This window comes from Microbispora sp. NPDC049125 (assembly GCF_040802045.1).
Classification (GTDB): Bacteria; Actinomycetota; Actinomycetes; order Streptosporangiales; family Streptosporangiaceae; genus Microbispora.
Window position 1 is genome coordinate 224,182 of sequence record NZ_JBEZDW010000005.1, and the last position, 25,518, is coordinate 249,699.

At 71.5% G+C, this 25,518-nt stretch carries 27 protein-coding genes; 11 read left to right on the plus strand and 16 right to left on the minus strand.

Annotated features, from left to right (window positions below):
- Positions 1-8: 8 nt before the first annotated feature.
- The 4 genes from AB0B72_RS08630 to AB0B72_RS08645 all read right to left on the minus strand — a co-directional run bounded on the left by AB0B72_RS08630 (position 9) and on the right by AB0B72_RS08645 (position 3,741).
- On the minus strand, positions 9-1,169 hold the full coding sequence (locus AB0B72_RS08630; RefSeq protein ID WP_367737974.1) for a sensor histidine kinase: 1,161 nt from the start codon (positions 1,167-1,169) through the stop codon (positions 9-11).
- A gap of 278 nt (positions 1,170-1,447) precedes the next feature.
- Positions 1,448-2,857 (minus strand): dihydrolipoyl dehydrogenase, encoded by a 1,410-nt coding sequence (lpdA, locus tag AB0B72_RS08635; RefSeq protein WP_367737975.1) that lies wholly within the window; start codon positions 2,855-2,857, stop codon positions 1,448-1,450.
- Positions 2,858-2,965: 108 nt separating this feature from the next.
- On the minus strand, positions 2,966-3,310 hold the full coding sequence (locus AB0B72_RS08640; RefSeq protein WP_367737976.1) for an ester cyclase: 345 nt from the start codon (positions 3,308-3,310) through the stop codon (positions 2,966-2,968).
- Positions 3,307-3,741, minus strand: a complete 435-nt coding sequence (locus tag AB0B72_RS08645; protein WP_367737977.1) for a MarR family winged helix-turn-helix transcriptional regulator — start codon at positions 3,739-3,741, stop codon at positions 3,307-3,309. Before AB0B72_RS08645 ends, AB0B72_RS08640 begins: the two co-directional genes overlap by 4 nt.
- Before the next feature lie 145 nt (positions 3,742-3,886).
- Between AB0B72_RS08645 and AB0B72_RS08650 the strand changes: the two genes are divergently transcribed.
- Positions 3,887-4,297 carry an SRPBCC family protein gene (locus tag AB0B72_RS08650; RefSeq protein WP_367737978.1) on the plus strand — a complete coding sequence of 137 codons (411 nt, stop codon included), beginning with the start codon at positions 3,887-3,889 and terminating at the stop codon, positions 4,295-4,297.
- Positions 4,298-4,559: 262 nt separating this feature from the next.
- Here AB0B72_RS08650 and AB0B72_RS08655 read toward each other — a convergent pair whose 3' ends face one another.
- Positions 4,560-5,483 carry a TIGR03620 family F420-dependent LLM class oxidoreductase gene (locus AB0B72_RS08655; protein ID WP_367737979.1) on the minus strand — a complete coding sequence of 308 codons (924 nt, stop codon included), beginning with the start codon at positions 5,481-5,483 and terminating at the stop codon, positions 4,560-4,562.
- A 446-nt stretch (positions 5,484-5,929) separates the two neighbouring features.
- On the opposite strand from AB0B72_RS08655, the gene AB0B72_RS08660 reads away from it, so the two are divergent.
- The 5 genes from AB0B72_RS08660 to AB0B72_RS08680 all read left to right on the plus strand — a co-directional run bounded on the left by AB0B72_RS08660 (position 5,930) and on the right by AB0B72_RS08680 (position 9,491).
- Positions 5,930-6,520: a hypothetical protein gene (locus AB0B72_RS08660; RefSeq protein ID WP_367737980.1), complete on the plus strand. Its 591-nt coding sequence runs from the start codon at positions 5,930-5,932 to the stop codon at positions 6,518-6,520.
- 266 nt (positions 6,521-6,786) lie between these two features.
- Positions 6,787-7,260: a GAF domain-containing protein gene (locus AB0B72_RS08665; protein WP_367738055.1), complete on the plus strand. Its 474-nt coding sequence runs from the start codon at positions 6,787-6,789 to the stop codon at positions 7,258-7,260.
- A gap of 65 nt (positions 7,261-7,325) precedes the next feature.
- Positions 7,326-8,054 carry a GAF and ANTAR domain-containing protein gene (locus AB0B72_RS08670; RefSeq protein WP_367737981.1) on the plus strand — a complete coding sequence of 243 codons (729 nt, stop codon included), beginning with the start codon at positions 7,326-7,328 and terminating at the stop codon, positions 8,052-8,054.
- 155 nt (positions 8,055-8,209) lie between these two features.
- Positions 8,210-9,262 (plus strand): quinone-dependent dihydroorotate dehydrogenase, encoded by a 1,053-nt coding sequence (locus tag AB0B72_RS08675; protein ID WP_367737982.1) that lies wholly within the window; start codon positions 8,210-8,212, stop codon positions 9,260-9,262.
- A 31-nt stretch (positions 9,263-9,293) separates the two neighbouring features.
- A complete protein-coding gene (locus tag AB0B72_RS08680) occupies positions 9,294-9,491 on the plus strand; it encodes a heavy-metal-associated domain-containing protein (RefSeq protein ID WP_367737983.1) in 198 nt (65 codons plus the stop codon).
- A 150-nt stretch (positions 9,492-9,641) separates the two neighbouring features.
- Here AB0B72_RS08680 and AB0B72_RS08685 read toward each other — a convergent pair whose 3' ends face one another.
- The 4 genes from AB0B72_RS08685 to AB0B72_RS08700 form a co-directional block, all read right to left on the minus strand.
- A complete protein-coding gene (locus AB0B72_RS08685) occupies positions 9,642-11,294 on the minus strand; it encodes a beta-N-acetylhexosaminidase (protein WP_367737984.1) in 1,653 nt (550 codons plus the stop codon).
- Positions 11,295-11,415: 121 nt separating this feature from the next.
- On the minus strand, positions 11,416-12,291 hold the full coding sequence (locus AB0B72_RS08690) for an N-acetylmuramoyl-L-alanine amidase (RefSeq protein WP_367737985.1): 876 nt from the start codon (positions 12,289-12,291) through the stop codon (positions 11,416-11,418).
- A gap of 66 nt (positions 12,292-12,357) precedes the next feature.
- Positions 12,358-12,624, minus strand: coding sequence for a hypothetical protein (locus AB0B72_RS08695; protein ID WP_367737986.1), 267 nt, complete (start codon positions 12,622-12,624; stop codon positions 12,358-12,360).
- Between the two features lie 129 nt (positions 12,625-12,753).
- A complete protein-coding gene (locus AB0B72_RS08700; protein WP_367737987.1) occupies positions 12,754-13,854 on the minus strand; it encodes a LacI family DNA-binding transcriptional regulator in 1,101 nt (366 codons plus the stop codon).
- Positions 13,855-14,076: 222 nt separating this feature from the next.
- Here AB0B72_RS08700 and AB0B72_RS08705 point away from each other — a divergent pair, with 222 nt between their 5' ends.
- Entirely contained in the window at positions 14,077-14,775 is a 699-nt protein-coding gene (locus tag AB0B72_RS08705) for a TetR/AcrR family transcriptional regulator (protein ID WP_367737988.1), read from the plus strand.
- A gap of 142 nt (positions 14,776-14,917) precedes the next feature.
- On the opposite strand, the gene bldC is transcribed toward AB0B72_RS08705, so the two are convergent.
- Together bldC and AB0B72_RS08715 are read right to left on the minus strand one after the other, a co-directional pair.
- Positions 14,918-15,121: a developmental transcriptional regulator BldC gene (gene bldC / locus AB0B72_RS08710; RefSeq protein ID WP_013133571.1), complete on the minus strand. Its 204-nt coding sequence runs from the start codon at positions 15,119-15,121 to the stop codon at positions 14,918-14,920.
- A gap of 319 nt (positions 15,122-15,440) precedes the next feature.
- Positions 15,441-16,373 carry a hypothetical protein gene (locus tag AB0B72_RS08715; RefSeq protein WP_367737989.1) on the minus strand — a complete coding sequence of 311 codons (933 nt, stop codon included), beginning with the start codon at positions 16,371-16,373 and terminating at the stop codon, positions 15,441-15,443.
- 83 nt (positions 16,374-16,456) lie between these two features.
- Between AB0B72_RS08715 and AB0B72_RS08720 the strand changes: the two genes are divergently transcribed.
- Positions 16,457-17,578, plus strand: a complete 1,122-nt coding sequence (locus AB0B72_RS08720) for a Leu/Phe/Val dehydrogenase (RefSeq protein WP_367737990.1) — start codon at positions 16,457-16,459, stop codon at positions 17,576-17,578.
- Between the two features lie 151 nt (positions 17,579-17,729).
- Positions 17,730-17,960: a DUF3073 domain-containing protein gene (locus AB0B72_RS08725; protein WP_367737991.1), complete on the plus strand. Its 231-nt coding sequence runs from the start codon at positions 17,730-17,732 to the stop codon at positions 17,958-17,960.
- Positions 17,961-18,152: 192 nt separating this feature from the next.
- On the opposite strand, the gene purM is transcribed toward AB0B72_RS08725, so the two are convergent.
- Both purM and purF read right to left on the minus strand, forming a co-directional pair.
- On the minus strand, positions 18,153-19,178 hold the full coding sequence (gene purM, locus AB0B72_RS08730) for a phosphoribosylformylglycinamidine cyclo-ligase (protein WP_367737992.1): 1,026 nt from the start codon (positions 19,176-19,178) through the stop codon (positions 18,153-18,155).
- Positions 19,175-20,611 carry an amidophosphoribosyltransferase gene (gene purF, locus AB0B72_RS08735; RefSeq protein WP_367737993.1) on the minus strand — a complete coding sequence of 479 codons (1,437 nt, stop codon included), beginning with the start codon at positions 20,609-20,611 and terminating at the stop codon, positions 19,175-19,177. The genes purM and purF overlap by 4 nt, the downstream gene beginning before the upstream one ends.
- A gap of 165 nt (positions 20,612-20,776) precedes the next feature.
- Here purF and AB0B72_RS08740 point away from each other — a divergent pair, with 165 nt between their 5' ends.
- A complete protein-coding gene (locus AB0B72_RS08740; RefSeq protein WP_367737994.1) occupies positions 20,777-21,325 on the plus strand; it encodes a hypothetical protein in 549 nt (182 codons plus the stop codon).
- Positions 21,326-21,335: 10 nt separating this feature from the next.
- Here the strand turns inward: AB0B72_RS08740 and AB0B72_RS08745 are convergent, their stop codons facing one another.
- Together AB0B72_RS08745 and AB0B72_RS08750 are read right to left on the minus strand one after the other, a co-directional pair.
- Positions 21,336-21,776: a sterol carrier family protein gene (locus tag AB0B72_RS08745; protein ID WP_367737995.1), complete on the minus strand. Its 441-nt coding sequence runs from the start codon at positions 21,774-21,776 to the stop codon at positions 21,336-21,338.
- A gap of 22 nt (positions 21,777-21,798) precedes the next feature.
- Positions 21,799-23,217 carry an MFS transporter gene (locus tag AB0B72_RS08750; RefSeq protein WP_367737996.1) on the minus strand — a complete coding sequence of 473 codons (1,419 nt, stop codon included), beginning with the start codon at positions 23,215-23,217 and terminating at the stop codon, positions 21,799-21,801.
- 120 nt (positions 23,218-23,337) lie between these two features.
- Between AB0B72_RS08750 and AB0B72_RS08755 the strand changes: the two genes are divergently transcribed.
- Positions 23,338-24,033 (plus strand): TetR family transcriptional regulator, encoded by a 696-nt coding sequence (locus AB0B72_RS08755; protein ID WP_367737997.1) that lies wholly within the window; start codon positions 23,338-23,340, stop codon positions 24,031-24,033.
- Here AB0B72_RS08755 and AB0B72_RS08760 read toward each other — a convergent pair.
- A complete protein-coding gene (locus tag AB0B72_RS08760; RefSeq protein ID WP_367738056.1) occupies positions 23,940-25,499 on the minus strand; it encodes an MFS transporter in 1,560 nt (519 codons plus the stop codon). The two genes, AB0B72_RS08755 and AB0B72_RS08760, sit on opposite strands and share 94 nt — an antisense overlap.
- Positions 25,500-25,518: the final 19 nt, after the last annotated feature.

Genomic DNA, 25,518 nt, shown 5'->3' on the forward strand with positions numbered 1-25,518 from the left:
CTCACCTCTCAGGCCGGGAGCCCGATCGGCAGTGACGCGACGACGGTGAACCCGCCCGCGCCGCCGGGCCCGGCCCGCACCGTACCACCGCAGGCGGTGACCCGTTCCCGCATGCCCGCCAGCCCCTGCCCGCCGCCCGTCCCCTCCAGGTCGTGCCCGTCTCCTGTGCCCTTCGCGTCGTGCCCGCCGCGGGACTCCGCCGTCCGGCGTGCGACTGACGCGGCCGGGCCGTGGCCGCCGTCCTGGCCACGTCCGTCGTCGGCCACCTCGATCCGCAGCTCGTCGCGCGACCAGTCCAGGCGTACCCGCACCTCGGTGGCCCCCGAGTGCCTGACCACGTTGGTCAGCGACTCCTGGACCAGCCGGTAGGCCGTCACGCCGACCTCGGCGGAGACGGGGCGCGCCGGGCCGCGTGACTCTACGGTCACCGTCAGGCCGGCCCGCCTGACCTGCTCGGCCAGGCGGTCGAGGTCGTCCAGCCCCGGCGAGGGCTCCACGCGGGCGGTGCCGGCGCGCAACACACCGAAGATGTGACGGAGCTGGCCGACGGCCTCCCGCCCCGTCCGCCCGATGGCCTCGAACGCCGCCTCCGCCCGGTCCGGCTGGGGGCGGACCGTCAGCACCCCGGCCTCGGCCTGCACGATCATCATGCCGACCGAATGGGTGAGGATGTCGTGCATGTCGCGGACGATCCGCTCCCGCTCCCGCGCCGCCGCGGCCGCGCTCTCCTCCTCCAGCCGGTGGGCGCGCTCCTCCAGCGCGGCGACCTCGGCCCGGTGGGCCCGTGCGCCCATCCCCAGCGCGTACGCGGTGACGAACGCCATCCCGACGTAGCCAAGGGAGTCGAGCGGCTCCCCCGGCACGGCGAACGACACCGCGAGCGAGACCGCCCAGCAGGCGACGGCCGGAAGCTGCCAGCGCAGGGGACTGAGCGCGGCCACCGTGTACGTGCCGGCCAGAGCTCCGTACGGCAGGGGCGGCATCGCCTGCGCGAGGGACAGGCCCGTCGTCGCCACCCCCACGAGGACGGCGACGCGGACGGGTGCCCGCCGCCTCCACAGCAGGGGCACGGAGGCGGCGAGCGCGAGCACGACCTTCCACCACCCGCCCGACGCCCAGCTCAGCGAAGGCCACAGGGTCGCCGCCGCCACGGCCGCCGTGACCGTCACGTCCACCACCCGGGGCCGGCCGGCCCACCGCACGGCCGTCCGAAGGAAGGCGGTCCGAAGCGGGGCGGTCCGAAGCGGGGCCGATCGGGACACGCCGGCCCGGTCTCGCGAGGGCGGCGGGGTGGGGATCGGCATCGCGAGGCTCCTTCCCGGGCCCTGACTCACCCGTCCCGACTCACCCGTCCCGACTCACCCGTCCCGACTCACCTGGCCTGAGTCCCCGGCCTGAGTCCTGGCCTTGACTCACCCAGGCCCATGAGTCACCCGGTCCTGAAGCCTCACATGTTGATCATGTGGCCGGCCAGACCGTGGATCGCCTCCTTGACCGCCTCGCCCAGCGTGGGATGCGCGTGCACGTTGCGTGCCACCTCGTGGACGGTCAGATCCCACTGCTGCGCCAGCGTCAGCTCGGGCAGCAGCTCGGTGACCTCGGGGCCGATGAGGTGGGCGCCCACGATCTCGCCGTGCTTCGCGTCGCTGAGGATCTTGACGAATCCGGTGACGTCCCCCAGGCCGTGCGCCTTGCCGTTCGCGGTGAAGGGGAACTTCGCCACCTTCACGTCGAAGCCCTGCTCGCGAGCCTGCTCCTCGGTGTAGCCGAAGCTCGCGATCTGCGGCTGGCAGTAGGTGGCCCGGGGGATCATGACGTAGTCGAGCTCCATCGTCTCCGCGCCCCCGATGGTCTCCGCCGCCACGATGCCCATCGCCTCGGCCGCGTGCGCGAGCATGAGCTTGGCCGTGACGTCGCCGATCGCGAAGATGTGCGGCACGCTGGTCCGGCATCGCCCGTCGACCTCGATGGCTCCGCGCCCGTTGAGCCGTACGCCGGTGTGCTCCAGCCCGTAGCCCTCGACGCGCGGCTGGAAGCCGATGGCCTGCATGACCTTGTCCGCTTCGAGGGTCTGCGTCTCGGCGCCCCGGGTCACCGTGACACGCACCTTGTCGCCCGAGTCGTCGCCCGGATCGTCGATGGACTCGACGCGGGTGGAGGTCAGCACCTCTATCCCGAGCCGCCGGTAGCGGCGGGCGAGCTCCGCTGAGACCTCCTCGTCCTCCAGCGGCACGATGCGGTCGAGGAACTCGACGATGGTCACCTTGACGCCGTAGTTGTGCAGCACGTAGGCGAACTCGACGCCGATGGCGCCCGCCCCGGCGATGATGATGCTCTCCGGCAGCTTCTCGCTGAGAATCTGCTCCTCGTACGTCACGACACGCTCCGACAGCGTCGTCCCCGGCAGCAGCCGGGTGGTCGCGCCCGCCGCGACGACGCAGTGGTCGAACGTCACCGTGGTGGTGCCGCCCGCGCCCTCCACCTGCATCGTGTGGGGGTCGGTGAAGGTGCCGCGCCCGTCGTACTCGGTGATGCCGTTCTTCTTCATGAGGTAGTGGACGCCCTTGACGCGGCCCTCCGCCACCTTGCGGCTGCGCCGGAACGCGGCGTCGTAGTCGAAGGTCACCTCGCCGTCCACCCGGATGCCGAACGCCTTGGCCTCGTGCGTGAACAGGTGGGCGAGCTCCGCGTTGCGCAGCAGCGCCTTGGAGGGGATGCATCCCACGTTGAGGCAGACGCCGCCCCAGTAGCGCTCCTCGACGACGGCCGTGCTGAGCCCGAGCTGGGCCGCCCGGACCGCTGCGACGTAGCCGCCCGGTCCCGCGCCGAGGATCACGACATCGTAATGATCCGTCATGCACCGGACCATACGTCCTGGAGGTGCCCGCGCTCTCGCCGGGGGTGCCGTGCCCCGCCGCTCCCGGCGACCCGGACGTGCTCCGGCGCCGGGCGGCTCGGGCCGGCCTCAGGGGTCGCGGCGCAGGGAGGACAGGCCCCAAAGCTCGGCGATACGCCCGTCGCGCACCCGGAAGATCTCCAGCATGGTCGGTGGCTCCTGCCCGGGAAGGCCCCGCACGCTCGTGCGGACGGCGGCGGTGTTCCCCTCGACGACCATGTCCTCGACGACGACCTGCGCGTCGGGGAAGGTCTCGTGGAACCGCTGCCAGGACCGGGTGACGCTTTCCGGTCCCGTGGTGCCCAGAGGATGGCTGAAGAAGTCCGGTGTGAAGATCTTGTCCGTGGCGGTGTGCTCGTAGGCGTTGAACGCCGCGTACATGCGCAACGCGGCGGCCCGCACTTCGTCCGTCATCGGCCCTCCTGGCCGGTCATGTTCGCGCGGACGCGCCGTAGGACGTCCAGCACGATCTCCTGCTGTTGTGCGGTGGCGCCGGCGAGCAGCCGCTCCTGGTACGCCTGGTGCGATCGCTCCAGGTCGCTCGCCACCCGCTCGCCGCGGGGGGTCAGCGCGGCCAGGGTGTAGCGGTTGTCCGCCGGGTCGAGACGGCGCCTGACCAGCCCTTCGGCCTCGAACTCCTTGACCAGCCGGGTGACGCTCGCACCGTCGACGCCCAGAGCCTGGCGCAGATCGCTGTGGCTGGTCTCGCCGTCGCGCCGCAGGCGGATGAGCACCTGCACTCGCTGCGGGCTCATGCCCACGTGCCGGGCGAACGCCTGTCGCAGCTCGGCGCACAAGCCGCCAAGCTCGCGGAAGAACGTGTCTTCTGACGTCTCTTCGTGCACAGTCTCTTTCTACCGTCAACTCTTGACGCAATCAAGAGTTGACCTTCTCGCGTGCACAGCCGGAGGCGTCAACGGTGGATACCGGATTGACGCGGTGGCCATGGGTAGGGACCGGATGACCCGAGAGAGCGAGGAGTGATCGACGATGACGGAATTCGAGCGGTCCCGCAGGATGCCGGCCTCAGCGGATCATGTCTTCGACGAGGCGTGCGACATCGGCAGGCTCGACCTGTGGATGCCGCGCGACCTGCACGTGCAGGCGGGGGAGCCGCCCGCGGTGACCGTGCACGAGGACGGCACGGGCGAGGACGCCCGGGCGCTGCTGCGGGCCGAGCGCGACCAGCTCCGGATGGAGTGGGGGACCCGCGACGACGACAGGTACGCCGGATGGCTGCAGGTGGCGGGCATCGCCGACGACAGCAGCGACGTGACCGTCCACCTGTCCTTCTTCGACGAGCGCCACGTTCCTCCGGCCGACGCCGTGGAGAAGGCCCTCGACGAGAGCCTGGAACGGCTGGCCGAGCAGGTCCGCCGCGGCCCGGCCGGCCCGGGCTGACCGGGAGCTGACGTGGCTGACGTGACCTGCCGTGGGCCGACGCTGGGCTGACGTGGGCGTCACTCCCGGGACGGCGGGCACTCCTCCCCCGGATGGGCGGCGGAAGGGAGCGGTGGCATCGACGTGGACACCCGTGGACCGGCGAGCCTGAGGACCTGCCGGATCCACGCCTCCAGTCCGGTGGGGTCTGGCGGGGTGAACGCTCCCTCTCCGCTCCCGGGCACCTGCCCGCGCGGACCCTGCGGCATCGCGACCACCGCGATCAGCCGTTGATCGCGGGAGCGAGCCGGCGCAGGTGATCGAGCTGCGTCTCGACATCGTCCGCGATCGGCTGGACGCAGACATGGTCGGCGCCCGCCATGTGGTGCGCCCGCACCCGCTCGGCGATCGTGTCCGGGTCCCCCCAGGGGACGACGGCGTCGATCAGCGCGTCGCTGCCGCCGTTCTCGAAGTCGGCGTCCGAGAAGCCCAGGTGACGCAGGTTGTTCACATAGTTGGGCAGGCCGAGATACACCTCCGCGTACCGCCGGGCCGCGGCGCGCGCCCGGCCGGGGTCGGTCTCAACGACGACGGCCACCTCGGGGGCGAGGACGGCCTCCGATCCCATGATCGCCCGCGCTCGCGCCGTGTGCTCCACCGGGATGAAGTACGGATGGGCTCCCTGTGTACGTTCGGCCGCGAGCTCCAGCATCTTCGGGCGCAGGGCGGCCAGCAGCCGCGGTGGCGTCTCGGTGAGCGGCGCGTCGAACGCGGCCTGGTCCATCGCGTCGAGATAGTCCTTCATGAACTCAAGCGGAGAGCTGTAGTCGTGGCCGCGGCTTCGCACGAGGGGCGCGTGGCTGACACCCAGCCCGAGCACGAAGCGGTGGTCCCACCCCTCCGCCAGCGTCTTGGCCGCGTTCGCCGCCGCGACCGCGTCACGAGCCCAGACGTTCGCGATGCCGGTCGCGATGTGCATGCTGTCGGTCGCCGACAGCAGCAGCGCGGCATGGGTGAACGCCTCACGCGACGAGGGCGTCTCACCGATCCACAGGGTCGCGTAGCCCATCCGCTCGATCTCGGCGGCGGCGCCGCGCACCCGCGCGGCGGGTTCCTGCGACAGCGACGAGAGCCACACTCCCGTACGGCCGATGCGTCGTTTCAGGTCGGACGGTTCCACGGGCCGTGGGTTCGTACGCTCCGTCATCGGGATGCTCCTTGTCCGTCACATGATTGCTTGATCGCGCGATTTGTCGTCACGCGATCGGAAAACCCGGAAACACCGCCTTCGCCGCAGGTCAGGCGATCACGGCCGCGGTGCCAGAGGCTCTCAGCATCGCATCGCCCGCCTCCCTGGACGGGGCAGGAGGGCCTCGCCGATTTCTGTGTCGGCGATCCGAGGTCGTGTCCCCACCCCTACGGCTTCCCGGTGATCCGGCCGCGTACCGCCTTCCGAGGGCCGGCTCGGACGTGAGTGAACGCCGCCGGGGACGGAGCGTACCGGGCCGTCGTGAGGGTGCCGCCACAACGCCCGCCCCATGGAGGTCCCACGGCACGGCAAAGGGATGTCCCTGAATTCGACGTCTCGGCGGCGGCCCCCGCGTCGCCGCGTGTCTCCTGGGACGCGATCGCCCACATCCCTGGAGGCTGAAGATGACCAAACTGCTGTACGCCGCCGCCGCGGTGGCGGCCGGCCTGCTCGTGTCCGGCTGCGGCAGCGCCGGTGAGCAGGGCTCCGCCGGTCGCGTCGCGGCCGACGAGCACAACGAGCCCACCGGCTCGGCCGAGACGACGGCCACCGAGTCCCCCACCGAGTCCACGTCGGTGGGGACGCCCGGCTACTCGGCCTCACCCACGCCGACCATCCTGCTCACCCCCGCGGGCGCCGTGCCGATCGTCGTCGCGCGCACTCCGCTCGGCACGATCCTGGCCGGGGTGGAGGGGCGCACCGTCTACCTGTTCACCAAGGACAAGGACGGCCGGACGACCTGCACGGATGCGTGCGCCGCCGCGTGGCCGCCGGTGCTGACCTCCGGTCCGCCCCAGGCCGGTCAGGGCGTACGGGGCGATCTGCTCGGCACGCTCAAGCGGGCGGACGGCGGCACGCAGGTCACCTACAACAAGCACCCGCTGTACTACTACGCCAAGGACCAGAAGGCCGGCGACACGACCGGGCAGGACGTCAAGGACTTCGGCGGCGAGTGGTACGCGGTGACCCCGGAGGGCAAGAAGGCCAAGCGCTGACGACGCCCCCGGCGAGGGGACCCTCGCGCGATCCGGGCCCGACTCGCTCCCGCTTCGCGTCCATATATGGCTCTTTTCTCACATATGCCTCCTCCACACCACGGCTCGCCTTTCCCACCCACCTCAGGGGAAGGCGAGCCGTGCTCGTATCCTCCGGCGGCGTGGCGAACAGGCCGCACCGCATGGCCGGAACCTCTGGGGGCCCACTAGGCTTAGGGGCAATCCGCCCTGTGTCCGCGGCCTCTTCGTCATGGAATGGCCTCGCGATGACATCGGATGTGTCGTCAGTTCTTGAAAACGTGCTCGTCGGCATGGCCGATCTCTTCGGGGTCGACGGTGCCGCCCTGATGCTGCTCGACGGACAGGACCGGCTGCGCGCCGTCGGCGCGACCGACGACGACGGCGTTTCGCTGGAGTCCGCCCAGGAGTCCGTGGGCGATGGCCCCGCGATAGAGAGCGCCGCTCACGGCGACCTCGTCGCGATACACGATCTGCATGCCGCGAGCCCCCTGGGGTTTCCCCACGTGGCCGTGCATGCCCTTCCCGTCCATTCCGTTCTGTCCGTACCGCTCGTCGAGGGCTCGGAGCTCATCGGCGTCCTCGACTTCTATGCCCGCGCGGGCCGCGTCTGGGACAGCGCCGAGGCGGAGGCCGGCTCGTGCCTGGGCGAGCTGATGGTCATCGTTCTCCAGGTCCTGGCCGAGACCAGGACTGAACGCGGCCAAGACGGGCAGTTGTGATGGCCGAATCGCCATCTCTCCACGGTCATGCCGGTGCTGAGGTGAGGTTCACGAGAGGATACGGAATGACCCACATCGATCCTGAAGCTCTTGTCGCCAGCATGCGGCGCCTGCAGAAGGACAGGTCGGCGACCGGGATCGTGCACCACCTTGAGCGGATCGTGCAGGTCGTCGACCGGCTATTCGGATACTCCGGCGCCGGGCTGATGTTCGCCGAGGAGGATCGCACGCTCCGCTACCTGTTCGCGACCGACGAGCGTGGCCGCAGCTTGGAGCGTGCCCAGGCGGTGATGGCCCAGGGGCCGTGCGTCGCCGCCTACGCGGGGGACACGGCGGTGACCACGGTCGACGTGCGCGAGGACCCGCGCTGGCCGGGCCTGCCCGACCTGCTGCACCCCGAGGTGAGGGCCGTCGCCGGCGTGCCCATCAGGCTCGGCGGAGTCCCGGTGGGCACGCTGAACGTCTACCAGGACCAGCCGCACGACTGGCAGGAGTCCGACACCCAGGCGCTCCACGCGTACGCGCACGTGATCGAGCAGGTGCTCGTGGCCTCCATCGAGGCGGACGAGAAGGCCGTGCTCGCCGACCAGCTCCAGTACGCGCTCGACTACCGCATCGTGATCGAACGCGCCATCGGCTACCTCATGGGCAAGCACGACCTGACCGCGTCACAGGCGTTCACCGGCCTGCGCAAGCAGGCCAGGGACAGCCGGCGGAAGGTCTCCGAGCTCGCCGCGGAACTGCTGGGCGAGCAGAGTGCTCGCAATGTCCCGAATCCGGACCACGTCGTCTGAGGCCGGAGCCCGCCGGCGGCCTCGGCCGTGGCTGGCCGGCCTCCCGCGGTCGATGGAGTCCCAGGAGACCCGCCACGGTCTCCTGGGCCTTCCCGAACATGGGCCGGCCGAGCCTGAGACCCTCCGCGACCGCGGCAGACGATAGTCTTGCGTCGATGTATCGACTCGTGTTCACGCAGGTCCTGAGCCGCTTCGACGCGGAGGCCGTCCACCATCTGACGATCAGGCTGCTCCGCCTGCTCGGTATGCTGCCGCCGGTCACGCGGCTGCTGCACCGGCTGCTGGCGCCTCGCGCCGAGTCGCTGCGGGTGCAGGCCTTCGGCGTTCACTTCCCGGGGCCCTTCGGGCTGGCGGCGGGATTCGACAAGGACGCCGGGTGCGTCGCGCCGCTCGCGGCCCTCGGCTTCGGTCACGTCGAGGTCGGCACGATCACCGCGCACGCGCAGCCCGGCAACCCGCGCCCCCGGCTGTTCCGCCTGCCGGAGAGCCGCGCGATCATCAACCGGATGGGCTTCAACAACTCCGGGGCCGCGGCGGCGGCGCGGCGGCTGCGCAGGGTCCGGAGCGTCCCGGCCGTCGTCGGCGTCAACATCGGCAAGACGAAGGTCGTCTCGGAGGCCGACGCCGTCCGCGACTACGTGACGAGCGCGAGGACGCTCGCCCCCTTCGCCGACTACCTCGTCGTCAACGTCAGCTCGCCGAACACGCCGGGGCTGCGCGACCTCCAGGCCGTGGACCGGCTCCGGCCGCTGCTGGCGGCCGTGAAGGACGCCGCCGGACGCACCCCGCTGCTGGTCAAGATCGCGCCCGACCTTCCGGACGAGGAGATCGACGCCGTCGCCGAGCTCGCCGCCGGGCTCGGCCTGGCGGGGATCATCGCCACGAACACCACGATCAGCCGCGCGGGCGTCGCGAGCACCGAGGCCGGAGGCCTGTCCGGGCGGCCGCTCAAGGCCAGGTCGCTGGAGGTTCTGCGCAGGCTTCACCAGAAGGCGGGCGACCGGCTCACGATCGTCTCGGTCGGCGGCGTGGAGGACCTCGACGACGTGTGGGAGCGGCTGCTGGCCGGCGCCACGCTGGTCCAGGGCTATACCGGGCTCATCTACGAGGGGCCGCTGTGGCCGTACCGGATCCACCGGGGGCTCGCCCGCCGGTTGCGGCGCCACGGGTACGCGTCGGTCCGTGACGTCGTCGGCAGGACCGCCTGAATCCCCTCCCTCAGCTGAAAGGATCACGACTGTGCAGACCTATACCGTCCAGGGCATGACCTGCGGCCACTGCGTGAGCTCCGTCAAGGAGGAGGTCGGCGAGATTCCCGGCGTGACCGGGGTGGAGGTCGACCTGGCCAGCGGCAGGGTGGAGGTCAGCGGCGAGGGCGTCACCGACGACGCCGTACGGCGGGCCGTCGAGGAAGCCGGTTACGCCCTCGCAGGCTGACGGCTCTCGAAATCCCAGGGCCCCACATTCCCGGCCGCTCACATCCCAGGGCCCTCGCATCCCGGGCCGGCCACATGCCTGGCCTGCGACATGCCGGTCCGGTCACATGCCGGTCCCGTCACATGCCGGTCCCGTCACATGCCGGTCCGGTCACATGCTGGGCCGGGTGGAGTCGGCCGACCGGCTCAGCTCGTCGAGATGGCGCATGACGTCGTGCACCGCGACCACACTCGGCCGGTGGCGCCGCCACCCGGTGCCGCCGCGCTGCCACGGCCGTGGCCCTGACACCGGGCGGTACTCCACGCCGAAGGCGTCCAGCCGCTCCAGATGGGTCTCCAGGCGGCCCGCGAACCCCTCCTGCGCGGGCCCGCCGGTCCACGTGACCTCGGCGGCCGCGCAGCCACGCGGCCAGGCGCGATAGTCCAGCGTGCGGCCGTCGGGGATGCGCTCGCTCCACAGCTGGAACTGCGCGCCGATCACCCGCTCGCGCTCCGGCGGCGTCCAGTCCGCCGGCGCGGGCGCGAAGGCCGCCACGTCGGCGACGGTGATCGCGTCTCCGATCCCGATCGGCTCCTCGGCCGACGACGCCTCCGCGTAGTCGAAGTACAGGGGGAACACCGGCGTCGCGACCACCTCGTGCCCCGCCGCGGCGGCCCGGCGGGCGACGTGCTCCCCGCGCCAGGGCATGACGATCGTGTCCTGCCTGAGCATTCCGCTGACGAAGGCCTCGTCCCACACGACGGCGCGGGCCCCGCGCTCCGCGAGCCCGTCCGCCAGCCGCCGCAGGAACCAGGCATGCAGGTCGCCCGTGGTCTCCAGGCCCAGCTCCGCCTGGTACGCCGAGATCTCCGCCGACGCGGTCCAGTCGTCCAGGACGCACTCGTCGCCGCCGATGTGGAAGTACGGCACGCCGCCGAGCGCGGAGACGATCTCGTCGAACACCGCGGTGAGGAAGTCCACGGTCGCGGGCAGCGGCGACAGGATCGCGGAGGCGATGCCCCACCGGTCCAGCACGCGGTAGCCGTCGCCGGGCCGTGCGGCGAGCGCCGGATACGCCGCCAGGATCGCCGAGGCGTGCCCCGGCACGTCGATCTCGGGGACGACGGTGACGGCCCGCGCACGCGCGTAGGCGGCGATCTCCGCCAGGTCGGCGAGCGTGTAGTAGCCGCCGTGAGGGGTCCCGTCGAAGGTCTGGTCCTCGCCGTAATAGCTCGTGATGGTCCGCTCGCGGTGTGAGCCCACCTCGTGGAGCAGCGGGAACGTCCTGCTCTCGACCCGCCACCCCTGGTCGTCGGCCAGGTGCAGGTGCAGCCGGTTGAGCTTGTGGACGGCCAGGAGGTCGATCAGCCGCAGGACCTCCCGCTTCGGCAGGAAATTCCGCGCGACGTCGAGGTGCGCGCCGCGCCAGGAGAACCCCGGAGCGTCCTCCACCCGCCCGCAGGGAAGGATCCACCGCGTCCCGGGCAGCGGCGCCGACCGGAACGCGTCGGCGGGCAGCAGCTGCCGCAGCGTCTGCCCCGCGTGGAAGGCGCCGTCCCGGTCTCCGGCCGCGATCCGCACTCCGCCGCTCGTGATCGTCAGGGTGTACGCCTCGGGGCCCAGGCCGGGGCTCTCCTCCACCGTCACCGCCGCGCCGGAGGCGTCGCCCGTGCCCAGATCGAGCACCGCCAGGTCGAGCACGGCCAGCGCGAGCCGTACGGAGTCGGCGAGGGGAGCGGGGCCGCGGACGACGGCGCCGGGCAGGAGCTCGAACGATCCCGGCGCCGTCTCGGCCGATCGAGGCCGGGGAAGGAGGTGATCCATGCCCAGATGATGCCAAAGCCGTCATCACCGCCCTCGGCCGCCTCCGGACCGGGCGCGGCGCTCAACCCGGTGGCGATGCGGCCTGGTGGCGGCTCCGATGAGGGCTGAGCGCTGACGGAGGTCAGCCGAGGTAGCGCTCGATGCCCTTCGCGAGCGAAGCGGCGATGCGCTGGCGGAACGCCGGGTCCTTGAACTTGCCCGCCTCGGCGGCGTTGCGCATGTTCCCGCACTCGATGAAGATCTTGGGAACCGTGGAGAGGTTGAGCCCGCCCAGGTCGCTCCGGTAGTTCAGCGCGCTCCTGCCGATGTACGTCGAGTACGGCAGGCCGGTCCCGGAGTGGAAGGCGTCACGGATCGTGATCCCCAGCCGCCGGGAGGAGTTGACCACCGGGTCCACCGGGCCGCCGATCTTCTTCGGCATGATGATGTGGAATCCGTGCGCGCTCGAGGCCGCGCCGTCCGCGTGGACCGAGATGGCGGCGTCGGCGTGGGCGCGGTTCCCGATGGCCGCCCGCTCGATGATGCACGGCCCGGCGCCCGTGTTGTTCTGGCGGGTCAGCTTCACGGTCGCGCCCTGCGCCTTGAGCAGCTTGACCAGCCGGTTGGACACGTCCCAGGTGAACGCGGACTCGCTGTAGCCGTCGTTCGTCGACGTGCCCGTGGTGTCGCAGGCCTTCCGCTGGGTGAGGATGTTCACCTGCTTGTTGATGATCTCGGGATGCCGCCAGTTGCCGCCGTTGTGGCCGGGGTCGATGACGACCACCTTGCCGGCCAGGGGCCTGGTGCGGGCGGACGACGCGCTCGCCGTACGGGAGGTGGGACTGCCGGGCGTGGCCGGCGCCGTCCGCGTGTCCGCCGCGGATGCCGCGGGTGCCGCGGACGCCCCGGATGTCTCCGGACCGGAGGCCGCGCCGTTCGACGCGCCCGCGCCGCCGCAGGCGACGGATCCCAGACCGCACAGGCCCAGGACTGCGGCGGCGAGTGGTCGACTGATCACGCTGGAGTCCCTTCGCGGAGGTGTGTCGGCACCCAACTTACGCGGAGAGCGCTCGTGACCTGACCGTTATGCCGGAAAGCGACCGACCCAGGCGGGCTCGGCGAGCTCCTGCCGGTGCAGCAGCGCGGCCAGCTCGCGGGCGTCCTCGGCGTCGAGCCCCAGCACCACCCTGGGGCGGCCCCAGGGGTGGTCGATGGAGTGGGCGACGTAGCTGGCCACCGACTCCGCGACGTCCTCGCCGCTCAGCCCGCGGGTCTCGCGCCAGTGCGCCCAGGCCCGCTCCAGTTCGCCTGCCGCGCGCTGGGCGCAGGAGACCAATTCAGGATCACGCATGAATCCCCCCGATTCTCGCGAATACGCGGTCACCGGCCTGGGCGGGTCTCCCTGTGTCGCGACCCGCCGGGGGGCCGGCGTCACGGCTCGAGTAAACACCGCCCGCGAGGGGACACGTCGGGGGTTGACCTAGCCTTGAGCCTCGCTTGGAGCGGGGCCGGTGCTGCGCCGTACGACCAGCTGCGGGGTCACCTGACGCAGCCTGGCGACCTTGCCGGGCTCGGTGATCCGGTCGCTGAGCAGGGCGGCGGCCGACCGTCCCATCGCGCGCCTGGGCTGGTCCACGCTGGTCAGCGAGATGTGGTTCACGGCCGCGAGGTGGGTGTTGTCGTATCCCACCACCGACAGGTCCTCGGGCACCCGCAGGCCAAGCTCGCTGGCCGCGGTGAGCACGCCCATGGCCACGATGTCGTTCGCCGCGAAGATCGCGGTCGGCCGGGGCTCCCGCTGGAGCAGGGCCAGCGCCGCCCGCCGTCCGCCCTCCTCGGTGAAGTCGCCGTGCTCGACCATGATGTACGGCGCCAGCGCGTGGCGGCGCATGGCCACCAGGTAGCCCTCGCAGCGGCAGCGGGCCGCTGACGAGGGGGTGCCCTCGATGTGGGCGATGCGCCGGTGGCCCAGCTCGACGAGGTGGTCGACGGCGAGGCGCGCCCCCAGCTGGTCGTCGTCGACGACGATGTCGACGCCGTCGAGCTCGACGTCGCGCTCGCCGACCACCACGGTGGGCGTGTACGCCGCCGCCTCGGCCAGGGTGTCGCTGGACGGCGCCACGCCCAGCAGGACCAGCCCGTCCACGCGCAACTCCAGGAAGGCCTCCACGGCCTCGTCCTCGAAGGCCGGGTCCCAGCGGCCGCTGCCTATCAGCAGGCGCAGGCCGTCGCCGTGCAGGCTCTCCTGCAGGCCGTCGAGGAACTCGGCGAAGAACGGGTTGTGCAGATCCGCCACGAGTGCGCCCACGAGGTGGGTGCGCCCCTCCACCAGGCTGCGGGCCACGGCGTTGGGCCGGTAGCCGAGCTCTCTGGCGGCCTGGAGGACGGCCTCACGGCGATGTTCGCTGACGTGGGGCGAGCCCCTCAGCACGAGGGACACCAGCGACTTGGAGACGCCGGCCCGCTCGGCCACGTTCCGGATCGTCGGACGTGGCCGTGGGCTGAACCCATCGGACAGTCCGTCGGGTAGCGGCACCCCGACGTGGTTCCGGGCAGTGGTCTGCATGGACGGTCCTGACATGGTTCTCCCCACGATGCGTGGACGTGCACCTGACACACCAAACGATCGAGTTGCCCAGAGGGTACGGGTTGATCGCCCTAACGCGCTTTCGTTCCTCTTAATCGGGCGTTGGGAAGGCTAGCCGTACGAAGGGAACGGCGATGCACCGAGAGGCCGTTCCCGGGGGATCTCTTGATCCGGCCCGCCCCCTCGCCGGGGGCTCCACCCGCTAGGGTTCGAGGTGTGAGTGCCACACCCCACGCGGAGGACGGCGCACGGCCGGCACGGCGCAGACTCAGCGTCGACCGGAGGCGGGAGGAGCTCATCGCTGCCGCACTCGAACTGTTCAGCAGGCACGACGCGGAGGACGTCTCGATCGACGACGTCGCCGCGTTCGCGGGCGCGTCTCGGGCGCTCGTCTACCACTACTTCGGCGGCAAGCAGGAGCTCTACGTGGCGGCGCTGCGCAGCGCCGCCGAGGAGTTGGAGGCCCGGCTCAGGCCGCAGGGCGGCGGCGGCCCTCTGGAGGAGCTGGCGAGGGGGCTCACGCGCTACTTCGACTTCGTCGAGGAGCACGCGGCCGGGTTCGCCGCGCTGCTCAGAGGCGGCCCGGCCAACCGGACAGGTGAGATCGGCGAGATCGTCGACGGCGTACGGCGGCGCATGTTGTGGCTGATCATGAACGAGATGCGGGTGACCGCCCCCGGGCCGGCGCTGCGCATCACGCTCAGATCATGGGTCGCGTCGGTCGAGACGGCGGGGCTCGACTGGCTGGAGCACCGGGACATCGACCGCGCGACGCTCGAGCGCCTGCTGATGGACCAGATGGTCGCGCTCCTGAGGGCGGCGGCCGGGCAGGACGGCGACGTGGAGGGGCTGCTGCGGACGTTGCTGCCCGAGCCCCGGAAGGAGCGGCCTGCCGCGAGGAGGGCGGTCCGATAGGCGGGGAGGCGCCGGGCGGGCGGCGCCGGGCCCCGGACCGTCCCGTGGCCCGTGTCGGCCACGGGAGTGACACTGGTGGACGCGCTCACATCCGCGACGCGAGCGCGCCGTACTTCCCCCCTGGCGCGGCGACGGCCACGTCCTACTCGGACCGCTGCTGCGGAATCCCCGCGAGCAGCGCCCGGACTTCCGTCTCCCGGTAACGCCGGTGGCCCCCGAGCGTGCGGATGGACGTCAGCTTGCCCGCCTTCGCCCACCGGGTCACGGTCTTGGGGTCGACGCGGAACATGGTTGCGACCTCCGCCGGGGTGAGCAGTGGCTCGGCCTCGGGTGTACGAGCTGACATGTGTGCGGCCTCTCCTCCGTGTGGACCGCCGGCAGCGATCCTGCGACTTGTCTGGCGCTTGCCACGGATGCCGTAAATGATCAAAAACGTGCGGTTTCTAGGACCATTTACGGCATCACCCGATGTGACCATACAGCCACGTAGTGCGATTGGCGAGCCCTCTGGGCGCAACGTCTCGACCACGGGTTGATGTCACGCTCGGTGATTCTAGCGACACGTTTCGTGGTATCGCAGTGAAAACGGCAAACTACTCAGTTCGTAGATGTGAGATCGACTATGTCGTGACCAGATTCTGCAGGTCAGAACCTGTTGATGACGATCAGTTTGCCGTTTCCAGGTTCTTTATCGCCCTCCAGCGGAGGATGACCCGCTGGTACATCGCGAAGGCAAGTTCTTCCTGACCGTTGTCCAAACTGGCGAGAGCGGTCGAGACCTCCGCCACGGACTGGTCGCCCTGCAGGGTCGCGTCGTCCATCAGGTGGACGAGCCCGCCGTAGTCGAGCTCCACCAGGGAGTGGGGGTGGAACTCCTCCAGCCACCGGCCCACCTCCTCCACCTCGGTGAGGGCCGTGACGTGGCCGACGTGCCGCCGGATCACCACGAGCGCGCGCGCCACCCGGCGGCGTGCCTGCGCCATCGAGGTGACGTAGAGCATGTTGCGGGGCGGCGCCGCGGTCGCCGGGGCGGCCGGCTCGGCGGACTGCTCGGCCGACTGCTCCGAGCCGAGGACGAGCCACCGCTCCTTGGAGTCGAACGGCACGAACCACGAGGTGGGGACGTGCCACGTGCTGGTCCTGATGTGGGTGCGCAGCGACTGCTCCCGGCGCTTGAACCGGTCGAAGTCGTCCGCCGTCTGCTCGGCGATCGCCTGGGGGACGAACCGGCTGGCGAGCTTGACGGGTATGCCGCCCCGGAACTCGGCGAAGGCCAGCCAGGATCGCAGCCTGCTCTGCCACGGGCAGACGTAGAGCGTCTCCTCGACCCGCCGCAGGTAGGCGTTGGGGCTCTCCCGCTCCGGGGCGGGCAGCGGGGGCACGCACAGCAGCCGGCGGACCGACTCGCCGTGCTCGACCTCCAGCGCCCCAGCCCGGCGCGGCCGGTCGCGCGACTCGGCGTACCGGGCCCACCGCGCCTGGTCCTGGGGGGCGAAAGCGGTCAGCGGCTCGTACACGCGGAGATAGGCGGCGTAGGGGAGCACAGCAGAATCGTGCCACGTCGCCGCGGTCATGTGCAGCACCGTCTCACTGTTCATGATCGTTTTATGGTGCCCTCGGGTAAGATGGGAGGGAATCGCCGCAACGAGGCGGCGTACACAGGCGATCAGGAGTCACCACCGTGACCGACGTCTTCGGGCTCTCTCACAAGGACCCAAGCCCAGGCAGCGACGCGAACCCCGTCCATCCGGTAGGCCACGAGCAGGTCGTGTTCTGCTCCGACGAGCGCAGCGGGCTCTACGCGATCATCGCGATCTACAGCACCGCCCTCGGGCCGGGGCTCGGCGGCACCCGGTTCTACCCCTACGAGAGCGAGCAGGCCGCGCTCGCCGACGTGCTCAACCTCTCCCGGGCCATGGCGTACAAAAACGCGCTGGCCGGCCTCGACCACGGCGGGGCCAAGGCGGTCATCATCGGCGACCCGGCCACCGGCAAGAGCGAGGCGCTGCTCCGGGCGTACGGCCGGTTCGTCCAGTCGCTGGGCGGCCGCTACTACACCGCCTGTGACGTGGGCACCTACAGCGAGGACATGGACGTCGTCGCCCGCGAGTGCTCCTACGTCACCGGGCGGACCCTGGCGCACGGCGGCGCCGGGGACTCCTCCATCCTCACCGCCTTCGGCGTGTTCCAGGGCATGCGGGCCGCCGCTCAGCACCTGTACGGCATCCCGTCCCTGAGCGGGCGGCGCGTCGGCGTGGAGGGCGTCGGCAAGGTCGGCCACCGCCTGGTCGACCACCTGGTCGAGGACGGGGCGCGGGTCCTGATCTGCGACGTGGACGAGCGCGCGGTCGAAGGCGTGCTGCGGCGTCACCCCGGTGTCGAGGTCGCGGCCGGCGGCGCCGCCGCTCTCAAGTCGGCGGACATCGACGTGTACGCCCCCTGCGCGCTCGGCGGGGCACTGGACGACGCGACCGTCCCGCAGCTCAAGGCGAAGATCGTCTGCGGCGGGGCGAACAACCAGCTGGCCCATTCCGGTGTGGACAAGCAGCTCGCGGAGCGCGGCGTGCTCTACGCTCCCGACTACGTGGTGAACTCCGGCGGGGTCATCCAGGTGGCGGACGAGATCGAGGGCTTCGACATGGCCAGGGCGCGGGCCCGGGCGGAGAGGATCTTCGACACCACGTTGAAGATCTTCCAGATGGCCGATGAGGAAGGCGTTCCTCCCGGCGCCGCAGCGGATAGGCTGGCAGAGCGCAGAATGTCAGAAGTCGGTCGGCTAAGGGGCATTTGGCTCCGGCGCTGACCGGCGCCGCTCGTACCACGTACCGAGCGGCGCACAAACCAGGTACGGTAATAGGCGAACGAGAGACTGACGCCTGAAGCCAGGTGGCGTCGGTGCGCGGTGCGTTAGTGACGAGGGGTCGGGCACGACCCCGCATGAGGGGGTCGAGCCAATGGGGCGCGGCCGAGCCAAGGCCAAGCAGGTCAAGGTCGCCCGTCAGCTGAAGTACAACAGCGGCGGCACAGATCTTGAGCGCCTGCGCGCGGAGCTCGGAGTCGTGGACGAGGACGATTCCGGCCACAGTGACGAGCATGACCCTTACGACGAGCTGGCTGATCGCTACGCCGATTACGCGGCCGTCGACGACGATGACGGTGACAGTGACCGTGGCGGGCGTCGTTGAGCGGTTCCTGAACGCCAGGTGAGCGGCCCGGCGGGTGATGTTCCCCGCCGGGTGGTTCATCTATGGCCGACACGTTGAGCGTCCCGGAGTCTCCGGGGCGCGCTTTCGGCGTTTCCCCTGTTCCCGTGTTTCCGATCTTTCCCAGTGTTTCCGGCATCTCATGCCGATCCGCCGGCCGGCCGTTGTCGGTGATCAGCGGAAGCGGGCCTCTCCGCCGCCGTCGACGATCTCCCCGAGGACCCAGGCGGGCAGCCCGCGCCCGGCCAGCAGCGCGAGGGCCCTGTCGGCCTCGCCGGCCGGGACGATCGCGCACATTCCCACACCCAGGTTGAAGGTCCTGTCCATCTCGGCCTGAGGCACCCTGCCGTGGCCGGCCAGCACCTCGAAGATCGCTGGAGGCGTCCACGAGCCGCGGTCGAGCACGGCGTCGGCCGTCGCCGGGAGCGACCTGGCGAGGTTGGCCGCCAGACCGCCGCCGGTGATGTGGGCCAGCGCGTGCACCTCGGTCTCCCGGATCAGCTCCAGGCAGTCGAGGGAGTAGACGCGGGTGGGCTCCAGCAGCTCCTCGCCGAGGGTGCGGCCCAGCTCCGGCATCTCCTGCTCAAGGCCCAGGCCGGCGGTCGCGATGATGTGCCTGACGAGCGAGTATCCGTTGGAGTGCACGCCGCTGGAGGCCAGCCCGAGCACGACGTCTCCCGGCCGCACACGGTCGGGGCCGAGCAGCTCGGACGCCTCGACGACGCCCGTGCCGGCGCCCGCCAGGTCGTACTCGTCCGGCCCCATCGCGCCCGGGTGCTCGGCGGTCTCTCCGCCGACGAGCGCGCAGCCCGCGAGCCGGCAGCCCTCGGCCACGCCGCCGACGATGTCGGCGATGCGCTCGGGCACCACCTTCCCGCAGGCGATGTAGTCGGTCATGAACAGGGGCTCGGCCCCGCACACCACGAGGTCGTCCACGACCATGCCGACCAGGTCGATGCCGATCGTGTCGTGCTTGCCGAGCCGCTGGGCCAGCATGACCTTGGTGCCGACGCCGTCGGTCGAGGTGGCCAGCAACGGGCGGCGGTAGCGCAGGAACGCCGAGGCGTCGAAGAGCCCGGCGAAGCCGCTGGCGTCGTCGACGACCTCAGGGCGGCGGGACCGCGCCACGCGCGACTTCATCAGCTCGACCGCGCGGTCGCCGGCCTCGATGTCGACGCCGGCCGCTGCGTAGCTCGTCATCCCCGGGCCTCCAGCACGTACTTGCCGACCCGGTCCTGGTCGATGGGAATGGGGTACTCGCCGTCGAAGCAGGCGCGGCAGAGGCGGTCGGCGGGCAGGGTGGTCGCCCGGGTCAGGCCGTCGAGGGAGATGTAGCCGAGCGAGTCGGCTCCGAGGGACGCCCGGATCTCCTCCACCGACAGCGATCCGGCGATCAGCTCGGCCCGGGTGGCGAAGTCGATGCCGTAGAAGCAGGGCCAGGCGACCGGCGGCGAGGAGATCCGCACGTGCACCTCGGTGGCCCCGGCCTCGCGCAGCATCTTCACGATGGCCCGCTGGGTGTTGCCGCGCACGATCGAGTCGTCGACGACGACGAGGCGCTTGCCCTCGATGACCTCGCGCAGCGGGTTGAGCTTGAGGCGGATGCCGAGCTGCCGGATGGTCTGCGACGGCTGGATGAACGTGCGTCCGACGTAGGAGTTCTTCACCAGGCCCTGGCCGTACGGGATGCCGCTCTGCTCGGCGTAGCCGATGGCGGCGGGCGTGCCGGACTCCGGGGTCGGGATGACGAGGTCGGCGTCGACGGGGTGCTCGCGGGCGAGCGCCCGGCCCACCTCGACGCGGGTGGACTGCACGCCCCGCCCGGCGATGGTGGTGTCGGGGCGGGCGAGGTAGACGTACTCGAACAGACAGCCCTTGGGGGCGGCCGGGGCGAAGCGGCGGGAGATCACGCCGCGCTCGTCGATCGTGAGGAGCTCGCCGGGCTCGATCTCCCGGATGAACGACGCGCCGACGATGTCGAGCGCGGCGGTCTCCGAGGCGACCACCCAGCCGCGTTCCAGCCTCCCGAGGACGAGAGGGCGGATGCCCTGCGGGTCGCGCGCCGCGAAGAGCGTGGTCTCGTTCATCCACACGAGCGAGTAGGCGCCCCCCACCTCGGGGAGCAGCTCGGCCGCGACGTCCTCGACCGGGCGCGAGCCGGCCTGCGCAAGCAGGGCGGTGAGCACCTCGGTGTCGGTGGTGGCCCGGATCGTGCCCGGAGCGAGCCGCTCGGCGAGCACCGCCGTGTTGATGAGGTTGCCGTTGTGGGCGAGCGCGAGCCCGCCGCCGTCGGTGGAGCTCAGCGTGGGCTGTGCGTTCTCCCAGACGCTGGATCCCGTCGTGGAGTAGCGGCAGTGCCCGATGGCCAGGTGCCCGCGCAGGGTGCCCAGGATCGACTCGTCGAAGACCTGGGCCACCAGGCCCATGTCCTTGTAGATGAGGATGCGGCTGCCTTCGCTGACAGCGATGCCCGCGGACTCCTGCCCGCGGTGCTGCAGTGCGTAAAGGCCGTAGTAGGTGAGTTTGGAGACGTCCTCCCCGGGTGCCCAGACACCGAAGACGCCGCAGGCGTCCTGAGGTGCCCGATCCTGGGAGTCGAGGTCATGGCCCAACCGGCCGTCGCCCTTCAACACGTTCCCGAGTCTATTTGGGCATTGCCGCTGCTCGAACCGGGGGATGCCCTCCACGGGCCGAAACGATCGACCGCTCTTTGCCGTGTCGTCCCTGGTCACACCGGTGTTGACGGGAGAGCCTGGGCGTTGTGGCATGCCCCATAATCAGATACGGGAGGGATTGGCGTGGCGACACCTGACGACCCCGGCCCTCCGCGCGGGCCGGACGGCCCCGGCCCCCACGAGGGTGAGGGGCCGCCGCCCGGCCAGGGTCCCTTCCCAGGTCAGGGGCCGTACGGAGGGCAGCCGCCCTACGGCCAGGGGCCCTACGGCGGCCCGGAACCCTACGGCCAGCAGCCCTACGGCGGCGCGCTGCCCCCACCGCCACCCGGCGCGTACGGCGGCCCTCAGCGCCCCGGCGGAGGGCTGGGCACGGCCGCCCTCGTGCTCGGGATCTGCGCGCTCGTCCTGCTGCTCGTCTGCGGCGTCGGGACCGTCGTGGCGGTCGTCGGCCTCGTCATCGGGATCGTGGCCATCGCCAAGAACTCCAACAGGCGGCGGGCGGTCGCCGGGGTCGTCCTCAGCGCGCTGACCCTCGTCCTCGGGGTGATCTTCGCGGTCGTCGTCTACAACTGGTACCAGAGCAGGAACCTGGGGGAGTGCTTCGATCCTGCGCGCTTCCCGGACCAGGCAGCCGTTCAGCGCTGCCTGGAGAGCCACCTCGGGACCGAGTGAGCTCCCTGGGTCACCACACCGGCAGGTGGCCGGACAGGTCGGCCCGGGCGCCGCTGGCGGCGATCCTCCCGGCGGCCATCGCGTCGGGCCAGCGCAGCCGTCCCGTGGCCAGCTCCAGCCAGGTGCGGGGGTCGGTCTCGATGACGTTGGGCGGGGTGCCCCTGGTGTGCCGGGGCCCCTCCACGCACTGCGCCGCCGCGTACGGCGGGACCCTCACCTCCACCGACCGCCCCGGCGCCCGGGCGACCAGCACGTCGAGCAGGTGCCGTACGGCGAAGCGGGCGGCGTCCCTGACCGGGGTGAGCCCGGCGTCGTAGGCCCCGAGCACCGCCCGCACACACGCGTCGGCTGCGGCGGCGTCGGGGCCGTCGAACGGCGGCTGGTCGAGCTCGACGAGTTGGGCGTCGAGCGCCTCCCTGACCTTCCCCGGGTCGAGTCTGCGTGGCGGCATCCGCCCATTGTCGCCCAGTCGTTCAGCCCACGGGCTCGGGGACGACGGCCGGCTCGGTCGCCGGGGCGGCGGCCCGGGCCCGGCGCAGCGAGAACAGGCTCACCGGCACGCCCACCAGCACGATCGCGGCGGCGACGATCAGCGTGAACCGGTAGGCCTCCAGGAACCGGTGCAGGGGCTCCCCGATGACCGCGTTCTCCCGCGCGGTGAGGACGGCGCCGAGGATGGTGATGCCGAGCAGCCCGAAGACCTCACGCGAGACGTTGAGCACGCCGGAGGCCACCCCGGCCCGGCTCTGGGGCATCGCCCCGAGCACGACGTTCGTCAGCGGGACGAGCAGCCCCGCACCCGCGCCGTACAGCAGGAACCAGGGGAGCAGGTCGAGGTAGCCGCTCCCCTCGCCGGCGCTCGACAGGCCGCCGATCGCCGCGGCCATCAGGCCGAGGCCGGTGGCGACCGTGCGGGCGCTGCCGAACCGCTCGGCGATCCGCGGCGAGACCGTCGCGAGCACGGCCATGAGCAGGGCCATCGGCACGAACCCGGCGCCCGCCTCGATCGGGGAGAAGCCCAGCGCGCTCTGCAGGTAGATCGCGGTGAAGAAGTAGATGCCGAACACGCCGAACGACCACAGGCCCATCGAGAGCAGGCCCCCGCTGAAGATCCGCTCTCTGAACAGGCTGAGGTCGATCATCGGCTGGGCCGTACGGGCCTCGATGACCACGAAGGCCGCCGCGGCCGACGCCGCGAGCCCGAACGAGGCGAGGATCGGAGCCGACGTCCACCCGCGTGACTCCCCCTCGATCAGCGCGTAGGTCAGCGCGAACATCCCCAGGGCTGACGTGACCAGGCCGGGCAGGTCGAGCCCTGCGCGTGCTCCCGAGGTGCGCGGGACCTGGATCGCCCGCAGGCCGACCGCGGCGGTGATCACACCGATCGGAGCGTTGATCAGGAAGATCCACCCCCAGTCGGCGTTCTCGCTGAGCACTCCGCCGGTGAGCGGCCCGACGGCCAGCGCGAGCGCTCCCGCGGCACTCCAGATGCCGATGGCCGTCCCCCGCTCACGGGGATCCGGGAAGATCCTCGGCAGCAGGGCCAGCGACGCGGGAGTGAGCAGCGCCGCGCCGATGCCCTGGACGGCCCGCGCCGCGACCAAAGTCTCCTGGCCGCCGGAGAGCCCGGCGGCGACGGACGCCAGCGTGAAGATCGACAACCCCGTGAAGAACGTCGCGCGGGGCCCGAAGACGTCGGCCAGCCTGCCCCCGACGAGCAACAGGCCCGCGAAGACCAGGATGTACGCGCTCACGATCCACTCCAGGCCGGAGATCGTGAGCCCGAGGTCCCGCTGGATCGTGGGCAGCGCCACGTTGACCACGTTGTTGTCCAGGTACGTCATGAAGGTCGCGAGCGACACCGCGGCCAGCGCCCACCATCGTCCGGTCATGAGTTCTCCTCAGAATACGAACCTGTACGAGGTACATGTACGGCGTACATGTACCTCGTACAGGAGAGCTTATACGGCGTATAGTTGTCAACTACGCAGGGAGGGAAGAGGGAGCTGAGCATGGTGGGCGCGGACAGACTCACCCGGCAGGCCGTGGTGGACAAGGCCATCGAGGTGGCCGACGCCGACGGGCTCGGCGCCGTGACCGTCAGGAGGCTCGCGCAGGAGCTCGGCGTCACGCCGATGGCCCTCTACTGGCATTTCAAGAACAAGGAGCTGCTGCTCAACGCGGTGGCCGACCACGTCCTGGCCGAGGTGACCCCCGAGCCCGACCCCTCGTCCCCATGGGCCGACCGGCTGCGGATCATGGCCGAGGCGCTCACGACGGTGCTGCGGCGCCATCCCGCGATGACGGGCCTCTTCCCCGCCCTCCACAAGCACCAGGTGGACAGCTTCTCGCGGGCCACCGAGGCCGCCCTCGGCATGCTCTCGGAGGCCGGCTTCTCGCTGGAGGAGGGCTATCTCATCTCGTCGTACCTGCTCAACGGGGTCATCGCTCTCGTGGAGACGCAGCAGGTGGGATCGGTCGGCATGACGCCCGAGGAAAGGGCGGAATGCCGCCGCCAGAAGCGGCTGTCGCTGGAGGCGCTCCCCCCGGACCGCTTCCCGTGCATGGTCGCCTTCGGCAGAGCCCTGGACAAGGAGCCCGACGCGGACGCGTACTACGCCTTCGGGATCGACCTGCTGCTGGGCGGCGTGGAGGCCATGGCGGCGCAGAGGACGCCGAGCACGGCCACGCAGAGCAGTGCCAGGTAGGTCCGCTGGAAGCCGGTCATGAGCCGCTCCAGCGCGACCGGTGACACGCGTGACAGCGTGCCCGCGTAGACCTGGGCGCGCAGCCCGGCCGGGACTGAGCCGGTCAGCACGGTCAGCGTGGTCGCGACGCTGAGGACGCTCCCCGTGTTCATGATCATGATGCGGAAGCCGTTCACGACCCCCAGGCTCCCCGGCGGCAGCGCGCTCATGACCTGCGTGGTGTTGCCCGTCAGGAAGGCGCCGCTGCCGCAGCCGGTGAGGAAGAGCCCGGCTCCGATCACCCAGTACGGCGTGGCGGCGCCGGCCGAGAGGGTGAGCACCAGCAGGCCGGTCGCGGTGAGGACGCAGCCGCCGACGGACAGGGCGTACGGCGTGACACGGCGGCCGAGGGCGCCCGCGATCGGCGCGGCGACGGTCATCCCCACCGGGACGGGGAGGACGCCCAGGCCCGCCGCCAGCGCGTCGACCCCCCGCGCCGCCTGGAAGTAGAGGCCGGCGAGCAGGATCAGCGACGAGCGGGCCAGCGCGTTGCCGAACGACGCGAGGTTGGCGAACACCAGCATCCGGCCGCCGAACAGCGTGAGACTCAGCACCGGGTTGGCGGCCCTGCGCTCCACGAGGACCAGCGCGGGAACGAGCAGGACGGCGATGACTCCCGCGAGCGGGTCGCTCTGGCTGATCGCGATGAGGGCGGCGGACAGGGCGGCGAAGACGACGAGGTTGCCCAGCGCGTCCACCGGCCGCCTCGGCCCCCGTGGGGTCTTCCGCAGGACCAGCGCTCCCCACAGGAGCGCCGCCACCCCGGCGGGGACGTTGATCCAGAAGATCCACCGCCAGCCCAGGGTGTCGGCGATCAGGCCGCCGAGCGTCGGCCCCGCGAGCTGCGCCACCGAAAGGATCGCCATGTAGACGCCAAGCCCTTGGCTGAGCCGGTCCGGAGGGAAGGCGCCGGTGATGATCACGGTGCCGTTGGCGAGGATCATCGCCGCACCGAGGCCCTGTACGGCTCGCGCGGCGATGAGCACGCCGACGTCCGGAGCCAGCCCGGCCAGCAGCGACGCCCCGGTGAACAGGGCGAAGCCGACCAGGTAGACCTCCCGCCTGCCGAGCAGGTCGGCCACACGGCCGAAGAGGACCAGCGTCGCCGTGCTGACCAGCGAGTTCGCCAGCAGCACCCAGCTCGACGCGAGGGGGCCGGCCCGGAAGTGCCGCACGACCTCGGGGAGCGCCACGTTCAGCGTGCTGGAGCCGACGCCGATCAGCGCGAGCCCGAGCCCGGTGACCGAGCAGACCCGCCAGGCGTACCTGAGAGCGCCGGCGTGCTCGGGCGAGCCGGGACTGGGGTGGACGCCCGGCTGCCCCGGTGGGCGCGGCGGTCCCGGCGGCTCCGGCGGCTCCGGCGGTCCGGGCGGGCGCGGCGGTCCTGGCGGCTCCGGCGGTCCGGGCGGGCGCGGCGTGGCGGTCAGCGGGCGCGCCCGCCCGGGC